Origin of the sequence: Schleiferilactobacillus shenzhenensis LY-73 (assembly GCF_000469325.1) — a bacterium.
Taxonomy (GTDB): domain Bacteria; phylum Bacillota; class Bacilli; order Lactobacillales; family Lactobacillaceae; genus Schleiferilactobacillus; species Schleiferilactobacillus shenzhenensis.
In genome coordinates this window covers 80,645-98,712 of the sequence record NZ_KI271584.1, presented here as the reverse complement: position 1 = coordinate 98,712, position 18,068 = coordinate 80,645, and the positions used below count along the sequence as shown (strand labels likewise).

At 56.9% G+C, this 18,068-nt stretch carries 19 protein-coding genes; 10 read left to right on the top strand and 9 right to left on the bottom strand.

Annotated elements, in window-relative coordinates:
* Positions 1-219 precede the first annotated feature (219 nt).
* A complete protein-coding gene (locus L248_RS04000; protein ID WP_022528798.1) occupies positions 220-1,407 on the bottom strand; it encodes a multidrug effflux MFS transporter in 1,188 nt (395 codons plus the stop codon).
* A 123-nt stretch (positions 1,408-1,530) separates the two neighbouring features.
* On the opposite strand from L248_RS04000, the gene L248_RS03995 reads away from it, so the two are divergent.
* Together L248_RS03995 and L248_RS03990 are read left to right on the top strand one after the other, a co-directional pair.
* Positions 1,531-1,752 (top strand): hypothetical protein, encoded by a 222-nt coding sequence (locus L248_RS03995; RefSeq protein ID WP_155828561.1) that lies wholly within the window; start codon positions 1,531-1,533, stop codon positions 1,750-1,752.
* Positions 1,753-1,773: 21 nt separating this feature from the next.
* On the top strand, positions 1,774-2,631 hold the full coding sequence (locus L248_RS03990) for an NAD(P)H-binding protein (RefSeq protein WP_022528796.1): 858 nt from the start codon (positions 1,774-1,776) through the stop codon (positions 2,629-2,631).
* Positions 2,632-2,747: 116 nt separating this feature from the next.
* On the opposite strand, the gene L248_RS15760 is transcribed toward L248_RS03990, so the two are convergent.
* Positions 2,748-3,146, bottom strand: a complete 399-nt coding sequence (locus L248_RS15760; RefSeq protein ID WP_196811988.1) for a S41 family peptidase — start codon at positions 3,144-3,146, stop codon at positions 2,748-2,750.
* Positions 3,147-3,344: 198 nt separating this feature from the next.
* Between L248_RS15760 and L248_RS03975 the strand changes: the two genes are divergently transcribed.
* Both L248_RS03975 and L248_RS03970 read left to right on the top strand, forming a co-directional pair.
* On the top strand, positions 3,345-3,629 hold the full coding sequence (locus L248_RS03975) for an ArsR/SmtB family transcription factor (protein ID WP_022528794.1): 285 nt from the start codon (positions 3,345-3,347) through the stop codon (positions 3,627-3,629).
* Between the two features lie 54 nt (positions 3,630-3,683).
* Positions 3,684-4,316, top strand: coding sequence for a glutathione S-transferase family protein (locus L248_RS03970; protein ID WP_022528793.1), 633 nt, complete (start codon positions 3,684-3,686; stop codon positions 4,314-4,316).
* Positions 4,317-4,383: 67 nt separating this feature from the next.
* On the opposite strand, the gene abc-f is transcribed toward L248_RS03970, so the two are convergent.
* From abc-f to L248_RS03945, 5 genes are all read right to left on the bottom strand, one after another.
* Complete coding sequence (abc-f, locus tag L248_RS03965) at positions 4,384-5,853, bottom strand: ribosomal protection-like ABC-F family protein (protein WP_022528792.1); 1,470 nt, start codon at positions 5,851-5,853, stop codon at positions 4,384-4,386.
* Positions 5,854-5,901: 48 nt separating this feature from the next.
* Positions 5,902-7,632, bottom strand: coding sequence for an ABC transporter ATP-binding protein (locus L248_RS03960; RefSeq protein ID WP_022528791.1), 1,731 nt, complete (start codon positions 7,630-7,632; stop codon positions 5,902-5,904).
* Between the two features lie 389 nt (positions 7,633-8,021).
* A complete protein-coding gene (locus tag L248_RS03955) occupies positions 8,022-8,219 on the bottom strand; it encodes a hypothetical protein (protein WP_022528790.1) in 198 nt (65 codons plus the stop codon).
* Between the two features lie 7 nt (positions 8,220-8,226).
* Entirely contained in the window at positions 8,227-8,985 is a 759-nt protein-coding gene (locus L248_RS03950; RefSeq protein WP_022528789.1) for a TerC family protein, read from the bottom strand.
* A gap of 11 nt (positions 8,986-8,996) precedes the next feature.
* The gene (locus L248_RS03945; RefSeq protein WP_022528788.1) at positions 8,997-10,262 is read right to left on the bottom strand and encodes an MFS transporter; all 1,266 of its coding nucleotides are present in this window, start codon (positions 10,260-10,262) and stop codon (positions 8,997-8,999) included.
* Between the two features lie 105 nt (positions 10,263-10,367).
* Between L248_RS03945 and L248_RS03940 the strand changes: the two genes are divergently transcribed.
* From L248_RS03940 to L248_RS03930, 3 genes are all read left to right on the top strand, one after another.
* On the top strand, positions 10,368-10,997 hold the full coding sequence (locus tag L248_RS03940) for a sugar O-acetyltransferase (RefSeq protein ID WP_022528787.1): 630 nt from the start codon (positions 10,368-10,370) through the stop codon (positions 10,995-10,997).
* Between the two features lie 178 nt (positions 10,998-11,175).
* Positions 11,176-11,760, top strand: a complete 585-nt coding sequence (locus tag L248_RS03935; protein WP_155828559.1) for a hypothetical protein — start codon at positions 11,176-11,178, stop codon at positions 11,758-11,760.
* Positions 11,761-12,091: 331 nt separating this feature from the next.
* Positions 12,092-12,577, top strand: a complete 486-nt coding sequence (locus tag L248_RS03930) for a helix-turn-helix domain-containing protein (protein ID WP_022528783.1) — start codon at positions 12,092-12,094, stop codon at positions 12,575-12,577.
* Positions 12,578-13,155: 578 nt separating this feature from the next.
* Here the strand turns inward: L248_RS03930 and L248_RS03925 are convergent.
* On the bottom strand, positions 13,156-13,974 hold the full coding sequence (locus L248_RS03925; RefSeq protein ID WP_022528782.1) for an aldo/keto reductase family protein: 819 nt from the start codon (positions 13,972-13,974) through the stop codon (positions 13,156-13,158).
* A 94-nt stretch (positions 13,975-14,068) separates the two neighbouring features.
* Here L248_RS03925 and L248_RS03920 point away from each other — a divergent pair, with 94 nt between their 5' ends.
* Positions 14,069-14,878, top strand: a complete 810-nt coding sequence (locus tag L248_RS03920; RefSeq protein ID WP_040534733.1) for a hypothetical protein — start codon at positions 14,069-14,071, stop codon at positions 14,876-14,878.
* A gap of 13 nt (positions 14,879-14,891) precedes the next feature.
* On the opposite strand, the gene L248_RS03915 is transcribed toward L248_RS03920, so the two are convergent.
* The gene (locus L248_RS03915; RefSeq protein ID WP_022528780.1) at positions 14,892-15,158 is read right to left on the bottom strand and encodes a hypothetical protein; all 267 of its coding nucleotides are present in this window, start codon (positions 15,156-15,158) and stop codon (positions 14,892-14,894) included.
* Positions 15,159-15,362: 204 nt separating this feature from the next.
* Between L248_RS03915 and L248_RS03910 the strand changes: the two genes are divergently transcribed.
* Complete coding sequence (locus L248_RS03910; RefSeq protein ID WP_022528779.1) at positions 15,363-15,803, top strand: MarR family winged helix-turn-helix transcriptional regulator; 441 nt, start codon at positions 15,363-15,365, stop codon at positions 15,801-15,803.
* Positions 15,804-15,887: 84 nt separating this feature from the next.
* Positions 15,888-17,795, top strand: coding sequence for a M13 family metallopeptidase (locus tag L248_RS03905; protein WP_051999847.1), 1,908 nt, complete (start codon positions 15,888-15,890; stop codon positions 17,793-17,795).
* Positions 17,796-18,068 lie beyond the last annotated feature (273 nt).

Genomic DNA, 18,068 nt, shown 5'->3' with positions numbered 1-18,068 from the left:
GTCTTCGAGAATGTAGGGTGACGGAGGGCGGAGCGGGAGGGGGCTCAGTGGTGAAATTATTCTTGGCGGCTTTGCCGCCTAGAATAATTTCAAAGGCCGGTCTTTGAGACTTTTGGCGGTCTTTGCCAAGAGGCTCAAAGCCGTGCCCACCACGTTCCAGCCCCCTCCCGCGCAGCCCGGAGTCACCCGGGCCAGCGCGCCAGGAAGCTGCCTTTCTCACTACTCGCTGCGCTTCTGCCGCGTCAACACCGCCAACAGCAGGAACGCGACCCATTCGCAGACCATGATCAAGCCCACCATGGGCAGGGCGCTGGCGGTGCCGAAGAGGCCGACGACGGGGGACATGACGCCGCCGATGGCGTTCATGCCCAACCCGAGCAGAGCGCTGGCTGCACCGGCGTGCTGGGCCTCGTTGCCCAGGGCCAGGGTGGTGGCCGTGGTGTTCACCGCCCCCACTAAGGAAATGATGATCACCAGCCCCCCGGCCAGCAGCCAGCCGCTGGGGAAGCGGCTCATGCCCAGCAGGAGCAGGGTGCTCGTCACCGCCGCCGTGAGGATACTGCCGCCGAGCAATGAGCGGCCGTTGCGGTCGGTCAGGCGGCGGGCCGCGAACTGGGTGGCGACAATCATGCCGGCGCCGTTAATGGCGTACACGATGCTGAAGAGCTGGGGGGAGAAATGGAAGACTTTCTCAAAGGCGAAGGCCGAACCGGCGATGTAGACGTACAGCGCGCCGTAGACAAAGCCTTGGCTGAGCATGTAGCCCATGAATGGCCGGTCTTTGAACAGGAGGGACATCTGGCTGAAGGCGGCAAAGCCGCTGGTCGTGCGCCGGTCGGCCGGCAGCGTCTCGGGCAGGCCCCACCAGGTCCAGAGGAACAGGATGAGCCCCGTCATGCCGAGGATGACGAAGACCCCGCGCCAATCGGTGAAATTGAGGACCGCCCCGCCCAATAACGGCGCGATAATCGGGAAAATGCCGTTGATTGACATGAGAATTCCCAAGAAGCGGCCGAGCCGGGGACCGGCAAAGAGGTCACGGGCTACTGCCCGGGAGAGGACCTGGCCTGCCGACCCGCCGATGCCTTGGAACAGCCGCAGGATAATCAGCGGCCAGATGCTGGCGGAGAAGGGGATCAGGAAGCTGGTCAGGGTGAACAGGCCAACCCCAGCGAGGAGCAGCGGCTTTCTTCCCCAGCGATCACTGAGCGGGCCAACAATGATCTGACCGGCGGCGAGGCCGAAGATACAGCTGGTAATGGTCAGCTGGCCGGCGGCACTGGAAGTGTGCAGCTGGCTGGCGACCTCAGGCAGCGCGGGCAGGTACATATCCATGGACAGCGGTCCGAAGGCACTGAGGACGCCCAGCAGGACGGTGCGGGCGGGATGACGGGGAGTGGCAGACATGACGATTTCCTTTCTCTAACGACGTGCAACTAAGCCATTATAACAGCCGTTCACCGCTTCCGGGGGCCATCTGGTACAATACGTATGTTATGTTTTAGTGGTTGAGAAAGGCGCATGGACACCATGGCAGAAAAGAAAAAGAAACAGCCCGAGCAGCAGTCAACACCGGTGGAAACGATCATCTTCACCGTCATTATCTTGGTGGGGATGCTGCTGGTCGCCGGTCTGGCGAAGCTCTTGGGCTTGGACAAAAACAGTACGCTGATCATCGAGATCATTGCCTTCATCGTGATCGCGCTGGCGGCGAATTACTTCAGTAAGATCGCGGCGGATAAGCTGCGGTAATCGTGGAAGGGGATCGACAGAATGACGACCTATGCAGTGACCGGCGTGACCGGTAAGTTTGGCGGCGCGGCGATGGGGTATTTGGCGCAGCTCGTTCCAGCCGCCAATATCGTGGGCTTGGCCCGGAATACGGAGAAGGCGGCGGCCCTGGTACCGGCCGGCGTGACGGTGCGGTCCGGGGATTATACCAAGCCGGACGAATTGGCCCAGTCTTTGGCTGGCGTGGATCGGCTGCTGCTGGTATCCTCGCTGCCCAGCCGATTCATGCCCCGCAGCCAGCAGCACCAGAACGTCATCGATGCGGCGCAGCAGGCCGGCGTGAGTTACATCGCCTACACCAGCTTCCCCCACGCCGATACGACGACGGCTCTTTTGGCGAAGGACCATCAATACACCGAGAAAGCCATCACTGCCGCCGGCCTGGCCCATTCGTTCTTACGGAATAACTGGTATCTGGAGAACGAAATGGCATTTTTACAGGCCAGAGCGGCTGGGCAGCCGTTTGTTTATTCGGCGGGGACCGGCACCGTTGGCTGGGCACTGGAACGGGAATACGCCGAGGCGGCAGCCCGGGTCCTGGCTGAAGCCGCTGGAGACGCGCGCACCGTTTATGAATTTTCCGGACCGGCCCGAACGTACGCGGATCTCGCGGCGGCGATTCCGGGGGAATTTCCCGTTGAGGAAGTCAGCGATGCCGAGTTTACCAAGCGGCTGGTGGCTGGCGGGATGGATCCGCGGCTGGCCCAGTTCCAGACGGCGACGCAGACGATGATTCGGAATGGCATCTTGGCTCCGACAACGACGGACCTGGCCGATGTGCTCGGGCGGCCGGTCACACCTTTGACGGAAGCTGTGAAGGAAGTTTTGGCCCGTGATTAAAGCACGGCCGTAATGAAAGGCTCTGCATCAGGACTGGCGATAGTCTTGCTGCAGGGCCTTTTTTCTTACGGTGATGGATGATGAATCACCAGTGCCGTGCGGTACGGCGCGTTGATCTAATCTGCCAAAACAGCGAGGGCTTTCTTCAAGTCAAGATCTTCAGTAATCGTGGCAGGGGTCCAAGGCAGATGGATATCGGGCGGCACACCGATACCATCAATTCCTTTACCCTCGTCGACCCAAGCCGCCCGGCTGATGGGGTAGTTCAGATCGAAACCGGTATATGACTGCGTGGCAACGTTGGCATAATCCCAGACGCCCATGGTATTTCTGCCCACGACCGTGACTTTAGGGGCGTTTTTGGCCACCAAGACAAACGAGTCACCGGCGCTGCCCAACGATACCAGCAGCAGATGGTGCATGACCTGGCCGATGCGCAATCGCCAGAAGTGAGGATATATGTCTGGGTTGGCACTCAACTGGTGGCGTTGTATACGACCAATGCTCTTAGTCATGAGCAGGTTACCCAAGCACTCCACTCTTTGGCGGCATTTGACATTGATACGCATATGTTCGCGGCTGTGTTTGCTGTCCATGAGCCCCGGGCCGAGAATTATCGACAGCGACAGGGATTCTTTCACAAGGGCAGCCTTGGGTAACTCGGATGGCCAAGTAAAAATGTTTGAGTAACGAGAAAGTGGTATGCTAGTTCTATGAATATCGAACAAGAGGACAACCGCCTCGCCGCCATCTTTAAGGTGTTGAGCGAGCCGAACCGCATCCGCATTCTGCGGATCCTGTACCACGCCGGCCGGGAACTGACCTGTTCCGAGATCAGTCAGCAGCTGAATATCAGCAAGTCCACCGTCTCGTACCACTTCAAGGCATTGCGGCTGGCGGGACTGACCAATACTCGGCAGGAAGCCCAAGCCAAATACTTATCCATTAATCGGGCCGCCTTTGACCGCTACTTGCCGCATTTTCTGGAGACGCTATGAGGTACTTTTTATTGGCTTTTAGTTCGATACTCATCGAATAAGGAGGAATGACCATTGCTGAAGCTTTTCTATGCATCACAGACCAGCGCCATGGCCCCGCATATTCTGTTACAGGACTGCGGGCTTGATTTTCAGTTAGCCCGAGTCAACTTGGATCAGAAGACGTGGGCAAATGGCGATTATAACGACATTAATCCAAAGTCTTACGTGCCCACCCTGCAAGTGGCTGACGATCGGTACTTTTCTGAATGTGCCGTCATTCTGGAATACATCAGTACGCTGGTGGATAATCGGTATACATATGCCTATGGGACAAACAATTATTGGCAAGAACGGACGTGGCTCAACTACATTGCCACTGAGCTGCACAAGAACTTCATTTCGCCGTTCCGTCACGGCAACTGGCTGCCGAATACGGCCGACTCGAAGCAGTTGGTCTGGCAAAGGGTGGCGCCACGATTGCGTTACGTAGAGCAGCATTGGCAAGGTCCGTGGCTAATGGGTGACACGTTCACTGCTGCCGATGCCTATCTTTTCGTGATGACCAACTGGCTGCACCGGCTCGATTACCCAATCGAGGAATTGCCCCGTTTGACCAAGTTCGATGCCCGCATGCGCCAGCGCCCCAGCGTGGCGGCGGTGCTGCAAGTTGAGGGACAGCCTCATTCTTTAACTGATAGTCAATAAGAAATGACACAAAAACCGTTCCGCCGCACTCTTACGAGTCAGCAGAACGGTCTTTGTATATTCACCCTCAGCGCACCAAAACCAAGTGCCGGTTGCACACCGTCTTGGTGAAGTCCCGGTCATGGTCGATGATGATCATGGTGGCATCACTCTTTTGCACGCCGGCGAGGAGCTGGTTGCGGGTGTCGACGTCCAAGTAGTTGGTCGGTTCGTCCCAGATGAGCAGGTTGCCCGGTACTTGCAGGGCGTGGGCGAGCAAGAGCTTCTTCTTTTCTCCCATACTCCAGTGACTGACGGGGACCAGGAAGCGGGGGCGGGGCATGCCCATCTTGTGGAGCCAGTAGAGGATCGTCTGGTCCTTCAAGGCATCCGCCCCGACCACTTGCAGCAGCTTCACCGGGTCCGCGAAGGTCTGGGGCAGGTAAGATAATTGCAGGTCCTGGGGAATCTGGAACGATCCGCTGACGGCGGTCGAGGCTAATTGGCCGAGCAGGGCATGGATCAGGCTGGACTTGCCGATGCCGTTGGGCCCGTCAATCTGCAGCCGGTCCCCACGCTTGAGGGTGAACGTTACCGGCTGGAATAATTGACGGCCGCCCAAGGTGACAGTCACCTGCTCGACCCGCAGCACCTGATCGGTCCGCCACGGGGTGTAAGGCACCGTCAGCGGTTCGATCTCATCCACATTTTTGAGGAGTGTTTTCTTCTCGGCAATGGCCGTGTCGGCCCGCCGTTCAATGTTCTTGGCCTTACGCATCATCTTGGCTGCTCGGTGGCTCATGAAGCCCTTGGCCGCTCCCACAGCTTTCTTCTCGGTCTTGGCGGACCAGTCTTCCCGCTGCCGCTCGGCGAAGGTCAGTTCCTTGATGTCCTTCTTGAGCTGGGCGTTCTGGTGGGCCTCCAGCGTGTCGGTGGCGGTTTTCTCCCGGTGCCAGACAGCGTAATTGCCTTGGTAGAGAGCCACTTGCTTGCGTTCGATGGCCAATGTGTGGTCGGTGGTGGCGTTGAGAAAAGCGGGGTCGTGGCTGACCACGATGAAGCCGTCCTTTTGCCGGAGGTAGCGGGCGGTCTGGTCCCGGCCCTGGCTGTCCAGGTGGTTGGTCGGTTCGTCGATGAGGGCGAAGCCGGCTGGGGCACTGAACAGTTCCGCCAGCAGTACTTTGGTTTGCTCCCCGCCGGACAGGGTACCGTAGGGCTGGTCCAGCAGATCCAGAGAAAGTCCCAAGGCCTGCATTTCTACCTGCCATTGCCAGGGTTCGGCCGCACTGATGGCGGTCAGCACCGCCGTCACCGGCATGGTAGCGGCGGCCGCGGGCAAGGGCTGCGGAAAATAGTGGAATGCTAAATCCGTGGTGATCGTGCCGCTGCCGTGCAGCTCGCCCATGAGCAGCCGCAGCAGCGTGGTCTTGCCCCGGCCGTTGCGACCGACTAGGCCTAAGTGCCAGTGGGCATCGAAGGCGAGGTCGAAGTCTTTGAACAGCGGTGTTTCTTGGTCAGGATAGGCAAATGTGAGATGCTGGATTTGAATCGTACCCATGGCCCATCACTCCTTTCTGATGATCCGGGAATATTTCCCGGGGAATAATTATTCGGCCGGCGCCAGCAGACCATCGTCTGTCGAGGGTGCGGCACCATTTGCGGCAGCAACCAGCTGCAGCTTTTTCAGCTCCCGTTGAACAGCCAGGTCAGTGAAGCGCCCCTGGGCGGCCAAGCAGCCATTATTCATGACCAAAATACGGTCGGCCGCCCGGAAAATCTCGTCGTTGTAATGGTGGGTGATCAGCAGGAAGCCTTGACCCAGCTGGAAGAGATCATGCTCCAAGGTGGCGGCAATATTCGGGTCCAGCCCGGTGGTCAGCTCGTCGAAGATGAAGTACTGGTACCCCCGCAGGTAGAGCCGGGCCAGGGCGAGGCGCTGCTTCTCCCCGCCGGACAGCTCTGGGCCCTTGTCCGATAACGGCGTATCCAAGCTGTGTTCGGCTAACCATTCACGCAGCCCTGCCCGGTCGAGTGCCGTTCGGATTTGGTCGTCAGTGAAGCGGGGATCGAACAGGCTGGCATTCTCCCGAACTGTGCCGTGAAAGACGTAGCCATGCTGTTCCATGATGCCGATGGCGCGATAGAGGGCCAGGCGGTTTAATTGTTTCAAGTCGTGGCCATTGATGGTCAGTTGGCCCGTGTAATCCTGGACCTCGTTAATCATCGTCCGCACCAAGGTCGACTTGCCGGAGCCGCTGGCCCCGACGAGCAGGACTTTCTCAGTCGCCCCAAGGCGGAAGGAGACGTCTTGCAAGATGGCCTGATCACCAATCTGGAAGTTCAGCCGGCGGCTAACGATGAAGGGATCTGTGATCGTGGGCGGGGTCATGGCAGCGGCTGTAGCGGTCGGCTTCTTTTCTAAGAATGTCTGCAGTTCACTGGCCGCCTTCCGTCCGCCGTAGAGTTCGGTCAGGTAGCGGATCATGCTGTTCATCGGCCAGTTGAGCATGCCGGACAGCTGGGAGAACGCCACCAGCTGGCCCAAGTCCATCTGCTTTTGCTGGACGAACCAGGCACCCATCAGCCAAGTGCCGAAGTAGAGCACGTCGGAGAAGGCATTGGACAATCCGCCGATGATTTTTTGCACTTTGACGTCTCGAGTTGCCGCTGTGGTCAATTTTTGGTTGACCTGCTGATGCCGGCGGAAGAAAATCGGTTGGGTCAAGGCGTACTGGACAGTGGTGAAGCCTTGAAGAAAGTCGGTCACATGGCTGGTGTACTTGTCCAGCTGGTCCACGACACCGGCCTTGGCGTTTTCAAGAAATTTCTTAGTGATAAAAGGCAGCACGATGGACGGAATGCTGAGCAGAATGATTAACCCGGTAATCAGCGGGTTAATGAGCAAAGTACCCACTGTTGCCATGATGACCTGCGCGGCATTGAAGACCAGGAACAGGATGATCTGGTAATAGCTCTGCTGGACCAGGTCCACCTGCTTCGTCAGCTTGGCCACATAGCTGCCGGTACTGGTGCGGTTGAAGGCACTGGGATCGAGGGTATCGATCTGGGTGAACAGGTCGTTGCGCAGCCGTTGGGCAATGCGCGTTGGCCAGGCCAGCGAATCATACTGCCAGAGGGCATCGACGCTATCACAGACGGCGATGTAGATGAGCAGCAGAATGGCGGCCGTGAAGAAACTCATTTTGATTTTGCCGGTGGCAATGTACATGACGAATTGCAGCACGTAGGCGTAGAAGACGATGAAGAAGGCATCCAGCAGCGTCAGCAGGACGTTGAAGACCAGGTGCTTACGATCGTCGGTTAAATAATGCAACAAGAAAAGGACCTCCCCGTGCCCGTTCGCAGCACAGAAAGGTCCGACAATAGCCCACCGCTCAAGACTGAGACCTTGGGCGGGAGCACACAAAATACATGTCGACATTCTTCTGTACGTACGCAAACGAGCCGATGCAGACTGCCAGAAAAAGCCAGTCATACTTCAGTTCACAGCAATAACCAGGGTTACTGGCTAAGCAAGCAGCGCAATACGTACAGCAATTGACATGTGTTCCACCTCGAAATATTTGATAAACAAACCATAGCATGGAACCGAGACACTTGGCAACCCTAAATTTAATCTTTTTCGTCTTTTTCTTTTGAAAGAGGGAAGAAAAGGCGTGCTGGCGGGGTTTTGCAGCTCCTCGCCAGCACGCCTTTGTTTGTTTTTCACAGAAAGAAATCGATCCATTCTAACGGATTGAGGATGTTCAGGAAGTGGTCCCAGAAGATTGCCCAGAATGTATGGTCCGCATCTGCCGTTTTTTTTCGCAACCAGTGCCAAGTGGTGACTACCAAAGCGAGCACGAGGCATAGCACCGCGTAAAAAACGATGACCAGAACGGCGGTCAAGAGGAAGGACGTCATCAACGGGTCACCCTTTCTCTTTCTCCTGGGCCTTCTCGCTAGCAGCCCGGACGTAGTGAATGATCAGCGTGACGATAATAGCGGCGGCCACGATGATGGCAAAGATTTCGTTGGGAATCTCAATATTGATTATGGGGATCGCTAGGAACAGCTTGACGGCGATGATGGCGATCAAGGCGTAGGCCATCACTTCCAACTCAGGGATCTTCGTCATCAGGGCCATGATCACTTCAGCGACGCCCCGCATGCAGAGGATACCAATCATCCCACCGATGAGGACGACCACGGGGTTACTCGAGACGGCCAGGGAAGCCAAGATCGAGTCGATGGAGAACACGATATCCATCGATTCGATGGATATGACCACCCGCCAGAAGAGACTCAAGCGATGGTGCTTGCCTTGCAAGAGTTTGCTCTCGCCTTCCCCAACATTATCGTCCACGTGGCGGTACCGATCCCAGAAAAAGTGCAGCGACAGATAAGCCAGGTAGGCAGCCCCCAGCACCTTAATGAACCAGAAATGAATCAGGTAGGTACCTAGACCGATGGCGATAAACCGGAAAAGATAAGCCCCCCAAATCCCGTAGAGTAAGGACTTGCGCCGCAAATCTTCCGTCGGCAAGACCTGCGTCTGAGCGGCCAGTACGACGGCGTTATCCACCGACAGCAGGCACTCCAGCAGAATCAGGGACAGAATAATGAGCCAGTCGTTACCCGACGTGATCACGTGAGCCCAATTGTTCAAATCAAAGAACGGACCGTACATTCGCTGTAATATCAGAGGTTCCCCTTTCTTGAAGCATCCCCAGCGGTTTGCTTAGGAACGTATAGGAAAATGATAAACCCAATGAGGAAAAAGATAAACAGGGAGCTGGCGCCCACGGTGGAACGGCCGGTGAGTTGAGTCACCACACCCACCAGGAGCGGCCCAAAAATAGCTGAGAACTGGCCGAAAATATTGTAGAAGCCAAAATACTCGCTGGCCTCCTGCTTGGGGATGAGGCGGGCATAGTGGGAGCGGCTGACAGATTGGATGCCGCCCTGGTTCATCCCGATGAGCACCGCCAGGAACCAGAAACCGGCCTGGTCGTGGAGGAAGAAGGCATAGAGGGTAATGAAGGCATAGAAGCCCAGGGCCACCAGCAGGGTCGGTTTCGTCCCGAACCGTTGGGCGGCCCGGCCATACAGCACGGAGAAAGGCACCGCAATCAGCTGGACCAGGAGCAGCACCACCATCAGCATGCTCGAACTGAGCCCCATGTCGACGCCGATCGCCGTGGCCATGGAGAAGATCGTGTCCACCCCGTCGATATACAGGAAATAGCTCAGCAGGAAGAGGGCGACCGGCCGGTTCTTGAGGATTCGGCCGGTGGTCACCCGCACCCGATGCCAACTGGCCCGTACTGGGTGGTCCACCGGGTCCAGGTAATATGTCTGGTGGACGTTGCGCCACATGGGGAAGGCGAAGACCAGCCACCAGAGAGCGGAGAGAAAGAAGGCGAAGCGGACGATCATCGTTTGGTCCATGACGCCGAAGCCCTTGGTCAATTCCAGCACCATCACGACAATGAAGGGAATCACCCCGCCCAAGTAACCCAGGGCGAAGCCGTTGGCGGACACCCGGTCCATGCGGTCTGCATCGGTGACGTCGGTGAGAAAGCCGTCGTAAAAGATATTGGCGCCTGAATAGCCGATGTTCGAGATGACAAACACGGCCAGCAAGACGCCCCACCAGCTTTGCGGTACAAAGGGCAGGCAGGCAGTGGCAATGATGCCCAGAGCGGTGAAGCGGATGAAAAGCATACGCTTAAAGGGCCGATAATCCGCAATGGCACCAAGTACGGGCGCCAGCAGTGCCACCACTAAGGTGCTGATTGAATTGGCATAGCCCCAGTAGGCAGTGGAATTCGCGGCGGTTACCCCGGCCCCTGTCGCGACGGCTTTGAAATAGATTGGCAGAATGGCCGTGACGATGACGATGCCATAGGCTGAATTCGACCAGTCGTACATCATCCAGCTTTTTTCTTGTTTAGTAAAATGCACTCCCGACACCTCTCCCGTAACTTGTTACCGTCATTATAACCGATAGTGGGCCGGCTTCGGGTATAATGAAACGAATAACAGCGCTATCAAAGGAGATTTTACGTGATGTTGACAATGAAACAACGCATGCTGAACGGACAGCTGTATCGGGCCGCCGATGCAGAGATCAAGGCTGAAAGCGACCGTGGTAAGCGGCTGGTCTGGGCCTTTAACCAAGTGCCGCCAGACCAGTTAGACAAACGGCGAGCAATTCTCAAAGAATTGTTTGCTCAGGTAGGGGAGCACTACTACATCGAGCCCCCTTTCTACGTGGACTATGGCAGCCATACGACGATTGGCGAGGACTTCTATGCTAATACCGGCTGTGTTTTCCTGGATACAGCACCAATCACCATCGGTAACCATGTCTACATGGCCCCGAGCATCAGCTTGTATACCGCTGGGCACCCCATTGACGCGGCAATCCGCAACGAGGATCTGGAGTACGGCAAACCGATCACGATTGGGGACGATGTTTGGATTGGCGGCGGGACGATTATCAACCCGGGCGTGACTATCGGCAGCGACGTGGTTATCGGTTCTGGGTCGGTGGTCACCAAGGATATTCCGGACCACGTGGTGGCGGCCGGCAACCCAGCCCGGGTCCTGCGGCCGATTTCTCAGAAAGACAAGATCGTCTGGCAAGCCCAAAAGGATGAATTCCTGGCGTGGCAGCAGCAAACCAGCCAGGAATGACGACCGGAGCTTGACCGTTTCTTAATCTCTATGCGCTTTCATTATTGCAAAAATATTGCGTAACCGCTTTGAATATTACGTTTGCTTTACGGACGGCCATGAGCATTGCTTTCCCACCGCCCCCCTAGTACGATAAAATTAAATGATAGTTTGATGAAGTGTGAGGGGGCGCAGCGACGTGGGTATATTCAATTGGCGAGACAAAGCTAGACCATTGTTCGGTATCTTGGGGGGAGACAAGCCGGCAGCGACGGCATCTGTGCGGACGGTCCTGGAAATGACCAACCGCCAGTTGCGGGCTGCTTTTGCGGCCGATGCCCGGGTTCGGGGCGAGTGGCTGGAAACGGTGTTGGGCCGGTTACGCATTCGTTCCGTCCGGTACTTGCAGCTGGCGGATGGCCAATGGAGTGCGGTGGTGACGGCGCAGTATATGAATACCAGCGTGATCCCCGTTCAGCCAGCAGCGTTCGTCCAAGGCGGCTGGCTTCTGGTTTCCCAGCAGCGCCAAGAACTGCCGCTGTTGCGCCCTAATAGGGATCTGATCACGACGGTGGTCACCAAGTATCCGGCACTGAAGGCCCTTTGGGAAAACTTGTACCGGCCAATTGCACCGGGTAACCGGGCCGTCTTTGCGGTGATCGTGCCGCTGCTCGAACAAGTACCGCTGACCGTGCACCTCGCCGATCGTCATGGCGACCTGCGCCGCCAGACATATAACAGCGGCCAGCTCTTGGTGAGTCCGCTAGTGCATAGTGCTACCTAAGGAAGAAATAGGGAACGGCCGTTACGATGCGGCCGTTTTTGTTTGGCCGCAGACCGCTGGCTTTGTTTTCTGGCCTTCTTGCTTGGTCCAATAGAATTGAAGTACATGACGCGGCTGCCATATCAGGCACGCGTTATTTCTCAATTTGGGCAAGGTTTCTTTACAATTTTTTACTATTTTTGAGTAAACACCCCCATGATGCCCGCTAAATCCCAGCGTACCAGTGTTTGTACCCGCTGATCGGGTCCGGGACCATAGCATTTTCTTTTTGCTTATTTCTCGTGTTGAGTGTATTATTATTTATAAGTTGATAATACATGGAGGGGTTATATTGGATTCCACAAACACGATTGAACTGAAGATTCCGGTCCACAGCGGTATCGCTGAAATTGCGATTCCCGTGGACGCCAGCGAAGACGAGCTCAAGACCATCAGTCAAAGCATCTTAAATACGCTGCAGACATTAAAGTCGTTAAATCCTGATTTGAACCTGGACGTTAATTCCCTGTTCGGACCGGCACCGGCACCGCGCAAGGCTGCGCCAGCCGCCGCTGAACCAGAGGGCGCCAAGGCCTCATTCGAGATTTCTCGTAATAATAGTCATGAAGATGCCGCCCAGACGGCCGGCAATTTCCTGCGGGACTTCCGTGAGAGCCAAAACGCCGACCGGAAGAGTGTCTCAGAAGCCACCGGCATTGCTTACTCCAGCGTGTTCAACCTGGAGAAGGGCAAGAGTGTGCCGTCTCTGGAGACACTAGCCAAGATCGCCGATGCTTACCAAAGCGACGTAAAGGTGACGTTCGTTCACCGCAGCTAATCAATGTGCCGGGATTTCACCGGCAGGAAGAAAGCCCGGTTAGTCATACCTTGATTTGAGGTGTTGGCTAGCCGGGCTTTTTATGGGGCTGGGGAGTGTTATTGCGGGGCGTTGTGTCCGCTGGCCCAGTCAGCGGTACACGGTCTAGGATCCGCTTACGCCTTCCGTAAACGGGCTCCGGCGGGCAGGCCACCGTGGTCTGAGGGCCCGCCTCCGCCCTCTATAAACGGGCTCCGCGGCCCAGAAGCTAGGGGATAAGGCCGAGCAAGGGTAAAACCTAAGTGCGGGTTTTTCCCTTACTCGGCCTTATCCCTACGCTTCTAACCGGGCCGCTCCGCCCTCTGGACAAAAAAAGAGCCAATCATACCCAATTGTGTAGCGATTGGCTCTTTGTGCAGCACCGGCTTGCCGTCCGGCCCTGCACCCGATTGTAGAGGGGTGGCCGCGGTCTTGCCTCCCGCGGCCCGTAGATTAAGCCTGTTTCAATCTACAATTACATTATAAAGCCCCCGTTTACGCGGGGGCAATTGATACGACTTGGCCGTTGCGACACTTGTCGCGGCCTTTCTTACCAGGGCTTAGCGCAAGTGCAACGCATCCAGTGTCTGCATATCTTCCGCATTGATCGTGAAGCCGTCAATATCCTGGTTGGCCTTGATGTGGTCCGGATTGATCGACCGAGGCAGGGGCAGGACCTGCTTCTGGATCGCGTAGCGGATCGCCACTTGGGCGGTGCTGACGCCGTAATGGTCGGCGACTGCTTGAATATCCTTGTTGCCGATCAAGCGGCCGGTACCCAGCGGTGAGTAAGCCTCCACCAGCATGCCGTGGTCTTGGGCGAACTTGGTGATTTCCGGTTCAGTGTAGCCGATGGACCAGTGGATCTGGTTGACCATCGGGGCCACCTGGGCGTGGTCCAGCACGGCCTGCATGTCCTTGACGGCGAAGTTAGAAATACCGATGGCCCGGGCGCGGCCGGTGTTGTAGATTTCTTCGAACGCCCGCCAATCGGCCAGGTTGCCCTCGGTGTAATCTTCACCGCGCTTACCCCACGGCCAGGGCGCATGGATCAAGTAGAGATCCACGTAGCCCAGGTCCAAGTGGGCCATCGTCTCGTTGAACGTATCCAATGCCCGGTCGTAGTCCTTGATCTCGGCGGGCAGCTTCGTGGTGACGAAGACATCTTCCCGCTTCAGCCCGGAATCCCGGATCGCCCGCCCGACATCCGCCTCGTTACGGTAAGCATACGCGGTGTCGATGTGCCGGTAGCCCAGCTTCAGCGCCGCCGTCACTGCATCGTAAGTCTCTTGCCCCGGTGCCACTTGCCAGGTGCCGAAGCCGATCTTCGGAATCTGCACGCCGTTGGTCAGGGTATAAGTATCTGTTAATGTTGCCATTATGCCACCTCCGTACCCATTATGATAGCACATTCACAGGTGAGAATAGCCTATAATAGAACCATCTGTTTTGAGTGAAGAAAGGAGCCCCACGATGCATAAGATTGCCCGGTTGTTCCTCGCCGCGGGTGCGGCCGTTTTTCTGACCGCCTGCCAGCCCACCGTTCCGGCCAGCAGCCACAGCGCGGCCAAAGCGTCTGCCAGCAGCCGCAGCAGTGAGAAAGAAGCCGCCAGCGCATCCAGCAGTCAAGACATGAGTGCCTTGAGTCCCAAGGATGCCTTGGCGGCAGTCAACACGCAGCTGACCCAGACGCTGCTTGGGACGCTCTATCTGCTGAAGACGCCGCCCAAGAGCGGGTATTGGCAGGTGAACAGTCTGACCAGCGGGGACGTCCATATTCTGCAATACACGGCCAGCGATACCGGGCAGGACGTGCAGAAGGACAGCAGTCCAGATTGGCAGTACCAGCTCACCTGGCGGGACTACACCAGCAGTGACACGGCGGCCGCCGCCGTCAACGCGGAACCGGTGCAAAGCGGTCTGCCCACCGTCAAACTGGGCGACAACGTGACAGCGACCCAAGCCGGCGGTCCCACCGCCCGTTACCTTCACTGGGCAGACGACAAATGGGTGCTGACTGTCCAAGACAGCAGCACCCATGATGAAGCTCAGCCATTGGCGGTAAAGGTCGTCAGCCAGCTGGCGAAGACGACCTTGCCGGTGCCCACCGATAAGGGGGCTGTTACGCTGGTCGTCCCGGCTGCAGATACGTCCGGCCAGCAGGTCGTGTGGAACGATGGTGAACGGCTCTTTACGTTTACGGGCCAAGACGCTCTCGCGACGCTCAAGCAAGCCGCCGCCCTGAGCAAGACGCAAGGTGCCGCGGCTGAGGCCGGAGATTAATGACGCGGCCGGCTCAGCGGACCGTATTTTCGTAAAATTGGTCTAACCAAACTTCCAGGGTGTGCACATCCACCAGTGAGATCTCCGGAAAGTAGTGGAACAGGAACAGGGGAAAGTTGCTGCGGAAGAAACGGTAATTGAGCCGGTCCAACGTGGTCACATCGTCCCCGGTCTGTTGGTTCAAACAGACGATGCCCGTGGGCTCTGCGTACAAATAAGTGTCGTGGTCCAACCACACGTGGGCGTTATCTGTCGGCGTAAAAAGTTTCAAGTTTTGCAAGAAATGACCTCCCCGTTGAAGTTTGCCGCCGCGCTTATTGCGACGGTGTGTTCTCATGGCAATGCATCGAGTATAACACGGAGAATTTTTGCGAACCAGGTTGTTTTTTGCCGTCAAACGTGCTAGGACGACCCTAGTTAATGCCCGCCAGACGGGCGTTTGTTGACCCTTGTGTTTTTTTAAGAGAGAAAGGAAGACCCTGTCATGGCCGCTGCCGGCCCCGTCATACCAGATGCCATTTTTGCGTCGCTGACCCATACCCAACGTGTACTGGACGGCTTTCTTGCTGCTCGCTTGGCACCGCTCCAACTGACCCTGGACAATTACCTGATCGTGTTATTTATTGGCCAGCAAAAAGAAGTCAGCCAGGACTGGCTGATGCAGCGGTTAGCCAACACGGCCAGCGTCGTCACCCGCCGCCTCAAACCGCTGCAAAACCAAGGCCTCATTGAGAAGACCGCCAACCCGGCCGATCGGCGAGGCTGGCTGTTGCGGTTAAGTGCTGCCGGCACAGCGACGTATACCCAATTGGTCCAGGTGCTGGCGGCGGGCCATCATCAGCTGCGGCGCGGTCTGACCGACGCCCAGCTGATCAGCTTCTACGCCACCTTGCGGCAGATTGAGATCAATACTGGGGAAAAGTGATAAGAATACTGATCACCTCTTTGTTTCTTCGCTGAATTATAGTACAGTGAGAACATATGACAGAAGCCAGAAGGGATGAACAGCATGGCAGAACAAAATGCAGTACGGATCCAAGACGATTTATTCGAATACGTGAACGGTGAATGGGAAAAGACCGCCACGATTCCCGACGATGAATCCTCCACCGGCGGCTTCAACGATCTTGCCCGGGACGTTGAAAAGAAAATGATGGGTGAGTTTGCGGCCATGGCCAAGGGTGACACCGAAGTACCGGATAAGTATTTTGCCCAAGCCATTACCCTGTACAAGCAGGCCTTGGACTTCAAGACCCGGGATGCCCTGGGCATTAAGCCGGTTTTGCCGGAACTGGCCCAGATCCAGTCCTACCCGACGCTCAAGGACTTTTCTGACCACGTTGGCGAGATTGCCAATGCCTTGCTGGCCATGCCCTTTGGCGGCGGTGTCAGCCCGGACATGAAGGATACCAGCAAGAACGCCTTCGAGATTGCCGGCATGGGCACGATCTTGCCAGATACCACCTATTATCAGAAGGACAATCCCCAGGCCAAGCAATTATTGGCGGTTTGGGAAAAGATGGCCCGGGAGATCTTGGCCCAGACGCCGTTGAGTGCCGCCGACCAGGACTTGTATATTAAAGACACGTTAGCGTACGATGCGGAGATTGCCAAGCACGTGAAGAGCCGCGAGGAGTGGGCTGATTATCCGGCGATGTACAACCCCACGCCCACCAGCGAAGTGGCAGCCCAGATGGGCGACTTCGATTTTGTCGGCTACCTGAAGGCCACGCTGCCGGTGGTTCCGGACCAGATCATCGTCGCCGACCCCCGTTTTCTCAAGGAATTCACCCAAGTCTTCAACGCGGAGTTGTACCCCCGCTTCATGCACTGGGATTACGTCCTGCACTTACTAGGCAACACCGGCATCCTCAGCAATCAGCTGCGCTTGCTCGGCGGCACCTTCAGCCGGGCGATGACCGGCAGTCCCGAGGCCCCCAGTCAAGAGAAGCACGCGTACCGCTTAGCCAACAGCCACTTCAGCGAACCTGTTGGTATCTACTATGGCCGCAAGTACTTTGGTGAGAAAGCCAAAAAGGACGTCACCGAGATGGTCGAGGACATGATTCAGACCTATAAGGAACGCCTGGCCGGCAACGAATGGCTGTCCCAGGGGACGAGGGACAAGGCCGTCGTGAAGCTCAACAAGATGGTCTTGAAGATGGGTTATCCAGACCATCCCAAAGCGCTGTACGACCGCTTCAACGTCGACCCGGACAAGAGCCTGTTCGATAACCTGAATGCCTATGCTAAGGCCGCATTCGATTACAATAACGCTCAGCTGACCCAGCCGGTGGACCGTACTGAATGGAATATGCCGGGACATTTGGTCAACGCCAGCTACGATCCCCAGCGTAACGACATCACCTTCCCGGCAGCCATTCTGCAGGCGCCTTTCTACAGCCTGGACCAGAGCCGCAGCGAGAATCTGGGCGGCATCGGTGCCGTCATTGCCCACGAAGTCAGCCACGGCTTCGATAATAACGGGGCCAAGTTCGACGAGTTCGGCAATATGAAGGATTGGTGGACCGAGGCCGACTTCGCCGAGTTCAAGAAGCGTACCCAGGCGATGATCGATGAGTTCGACGGTTTGCAGACCCAAGGCGGGACCGTCAACGGCAAGCAGATCGTCAGCGAGAACATCGCCGACGACGGCGGCTTGGCGGCTGCTTTGGCCACGGCCAAGAAGGACAGCGATGCCGACCTGAAGGCCTTCTTCCTCAATTGGGGCCGTATTTGGCGGCAGAAGTCCCGGCCTGAATACGCTAAGTTCATCCTGGCCATCGACGTCCACGCGCCGAACAAGCTGCGGGCCAACGTCCAGGTGCAGAACCAGGACGACTGGTACACCACGTTCAACGTGCAGCCGACCGACAAGCTCTACAAGGCCCCGGCGGACCGCGTGAAGATCTGGTAATTCGTTAGCTAATAAGAAACTGGGACAAGCAGTACTCTCGAACCCATGGCGGGCGGGGAGTGGGGCTTGTCTCAGTTTTTTTGTAGAAAAGATTGATGGTGGGACCCGGCGATTTGGGCCGATACGGCGTTGCACTTCGTGGAACAAAATTCACGAGGCCGGGAGATTTGGGCTCTCCGGCTGGCCGTGGAACGGTCCGCGGGACCCGGCGATTTGGGCCCTCCGCCAGGGGGCGTGCAACGTGGTGGGCACGGCTTGAAGCCAAGGGCAAAG

What these genes read in the sequence shown, in the direction of transcription:
- L248_RS04000 (WP_022528798.1), bottom strand. Translation starts at nt 1,407, where the DNA reads ATGTCTGCCACTCCCCGTCATCCCGCCCGCACCGTCCTGCTGGGCGTC.
- L248_RS03995 (WP_155828561.1), top strand. Translation starts at nt 1,531, where the DNA reads ATGGCAGAAAAGAAAAAGAAACAGCCCGAGCAGCAGTCAACACCGGTG.
- L248_RS03990 (WP_022528796.1), top strand. Translation starts at nt 1,774, where the DNA reads ATGACGACCTATGCAGTGACCGGCGTGACCGGTAAGTTTGGCGGCGCG.
- L248_RS15760 (WP_196811988.1), bottom strand. Translation starts at nt 3,146, where the DNA reads ATGACTAAGAGCATTGGTCGTATACAACGCCACCAGTTGAGTGCCAAC.
- L248_RS03975 (WP_022528794.1), top strand. Translation starts at nt 3,345, where the DNA reads ATGAATATCGAACAAGAGGACAACCGCCTCGCCGCCATCTTTAAGGTG.
- abc-f (WP_022528792.1), bottom strand. Translation starts at nt 5,853, where the DNA reads ATGGGTACGATTCAAATCCAGCATCTCACATTTGCCTATCCTGACCAA.
- L248_RS03955 (WP_022528790.1), bottom strand. Translation starts at nt 8,219, where the DNA reads ATGACGTCCTTCCTCTTGACCGCCGTTCTGGTCATCGTTTTTTACGCG.
- L248_RS03950 (WP_022528789.1), bottom strand. Translation starts at nt 8,985, where the DNA reads ATGTACGGTCCGTTCTTTGATTTGAACAATTGGGCTCACGTGATCACG.
- L248_RS03940 (WP_022528787.1), top strand. Translation starts at nt 10,368, where the DNA reads ATGTTGACAATGAAACAACGCATGCTGAACGGACAGCTGTATCGGGCC.
- L248_RS03925 (WP_022528782.1), bottom strand. Translation starts at nt 13,974, where the DNA reads ATGGCAACATTAACAGATACTTATACCCTGACCAACGGCGTGCAGATT.
- L248_RS03920 (WP_040534733.1), top strand. Translation starts at nt 14,069, where the DNA reads ATGCATAAGATTGCCCGGTTGTTCCTCGCCGCGGGTGCGGCCGTTTTT.
- L248_RS03910 (WP_022528779.1), top strand. Translation starts at nt 15,363, where the DNA reads ATGGCCGCTGCCGGCCCCGTCATACCAGATGCCATTTTTGCGTCGCTG.
- L248_RS03905 (WP_051999847.1), top strand. Translation starts at nt 15,888, where the DNA reads ATGGCAGAACAAAATGCAGTACGGATCCAAGACGATTTATTCGAATAC.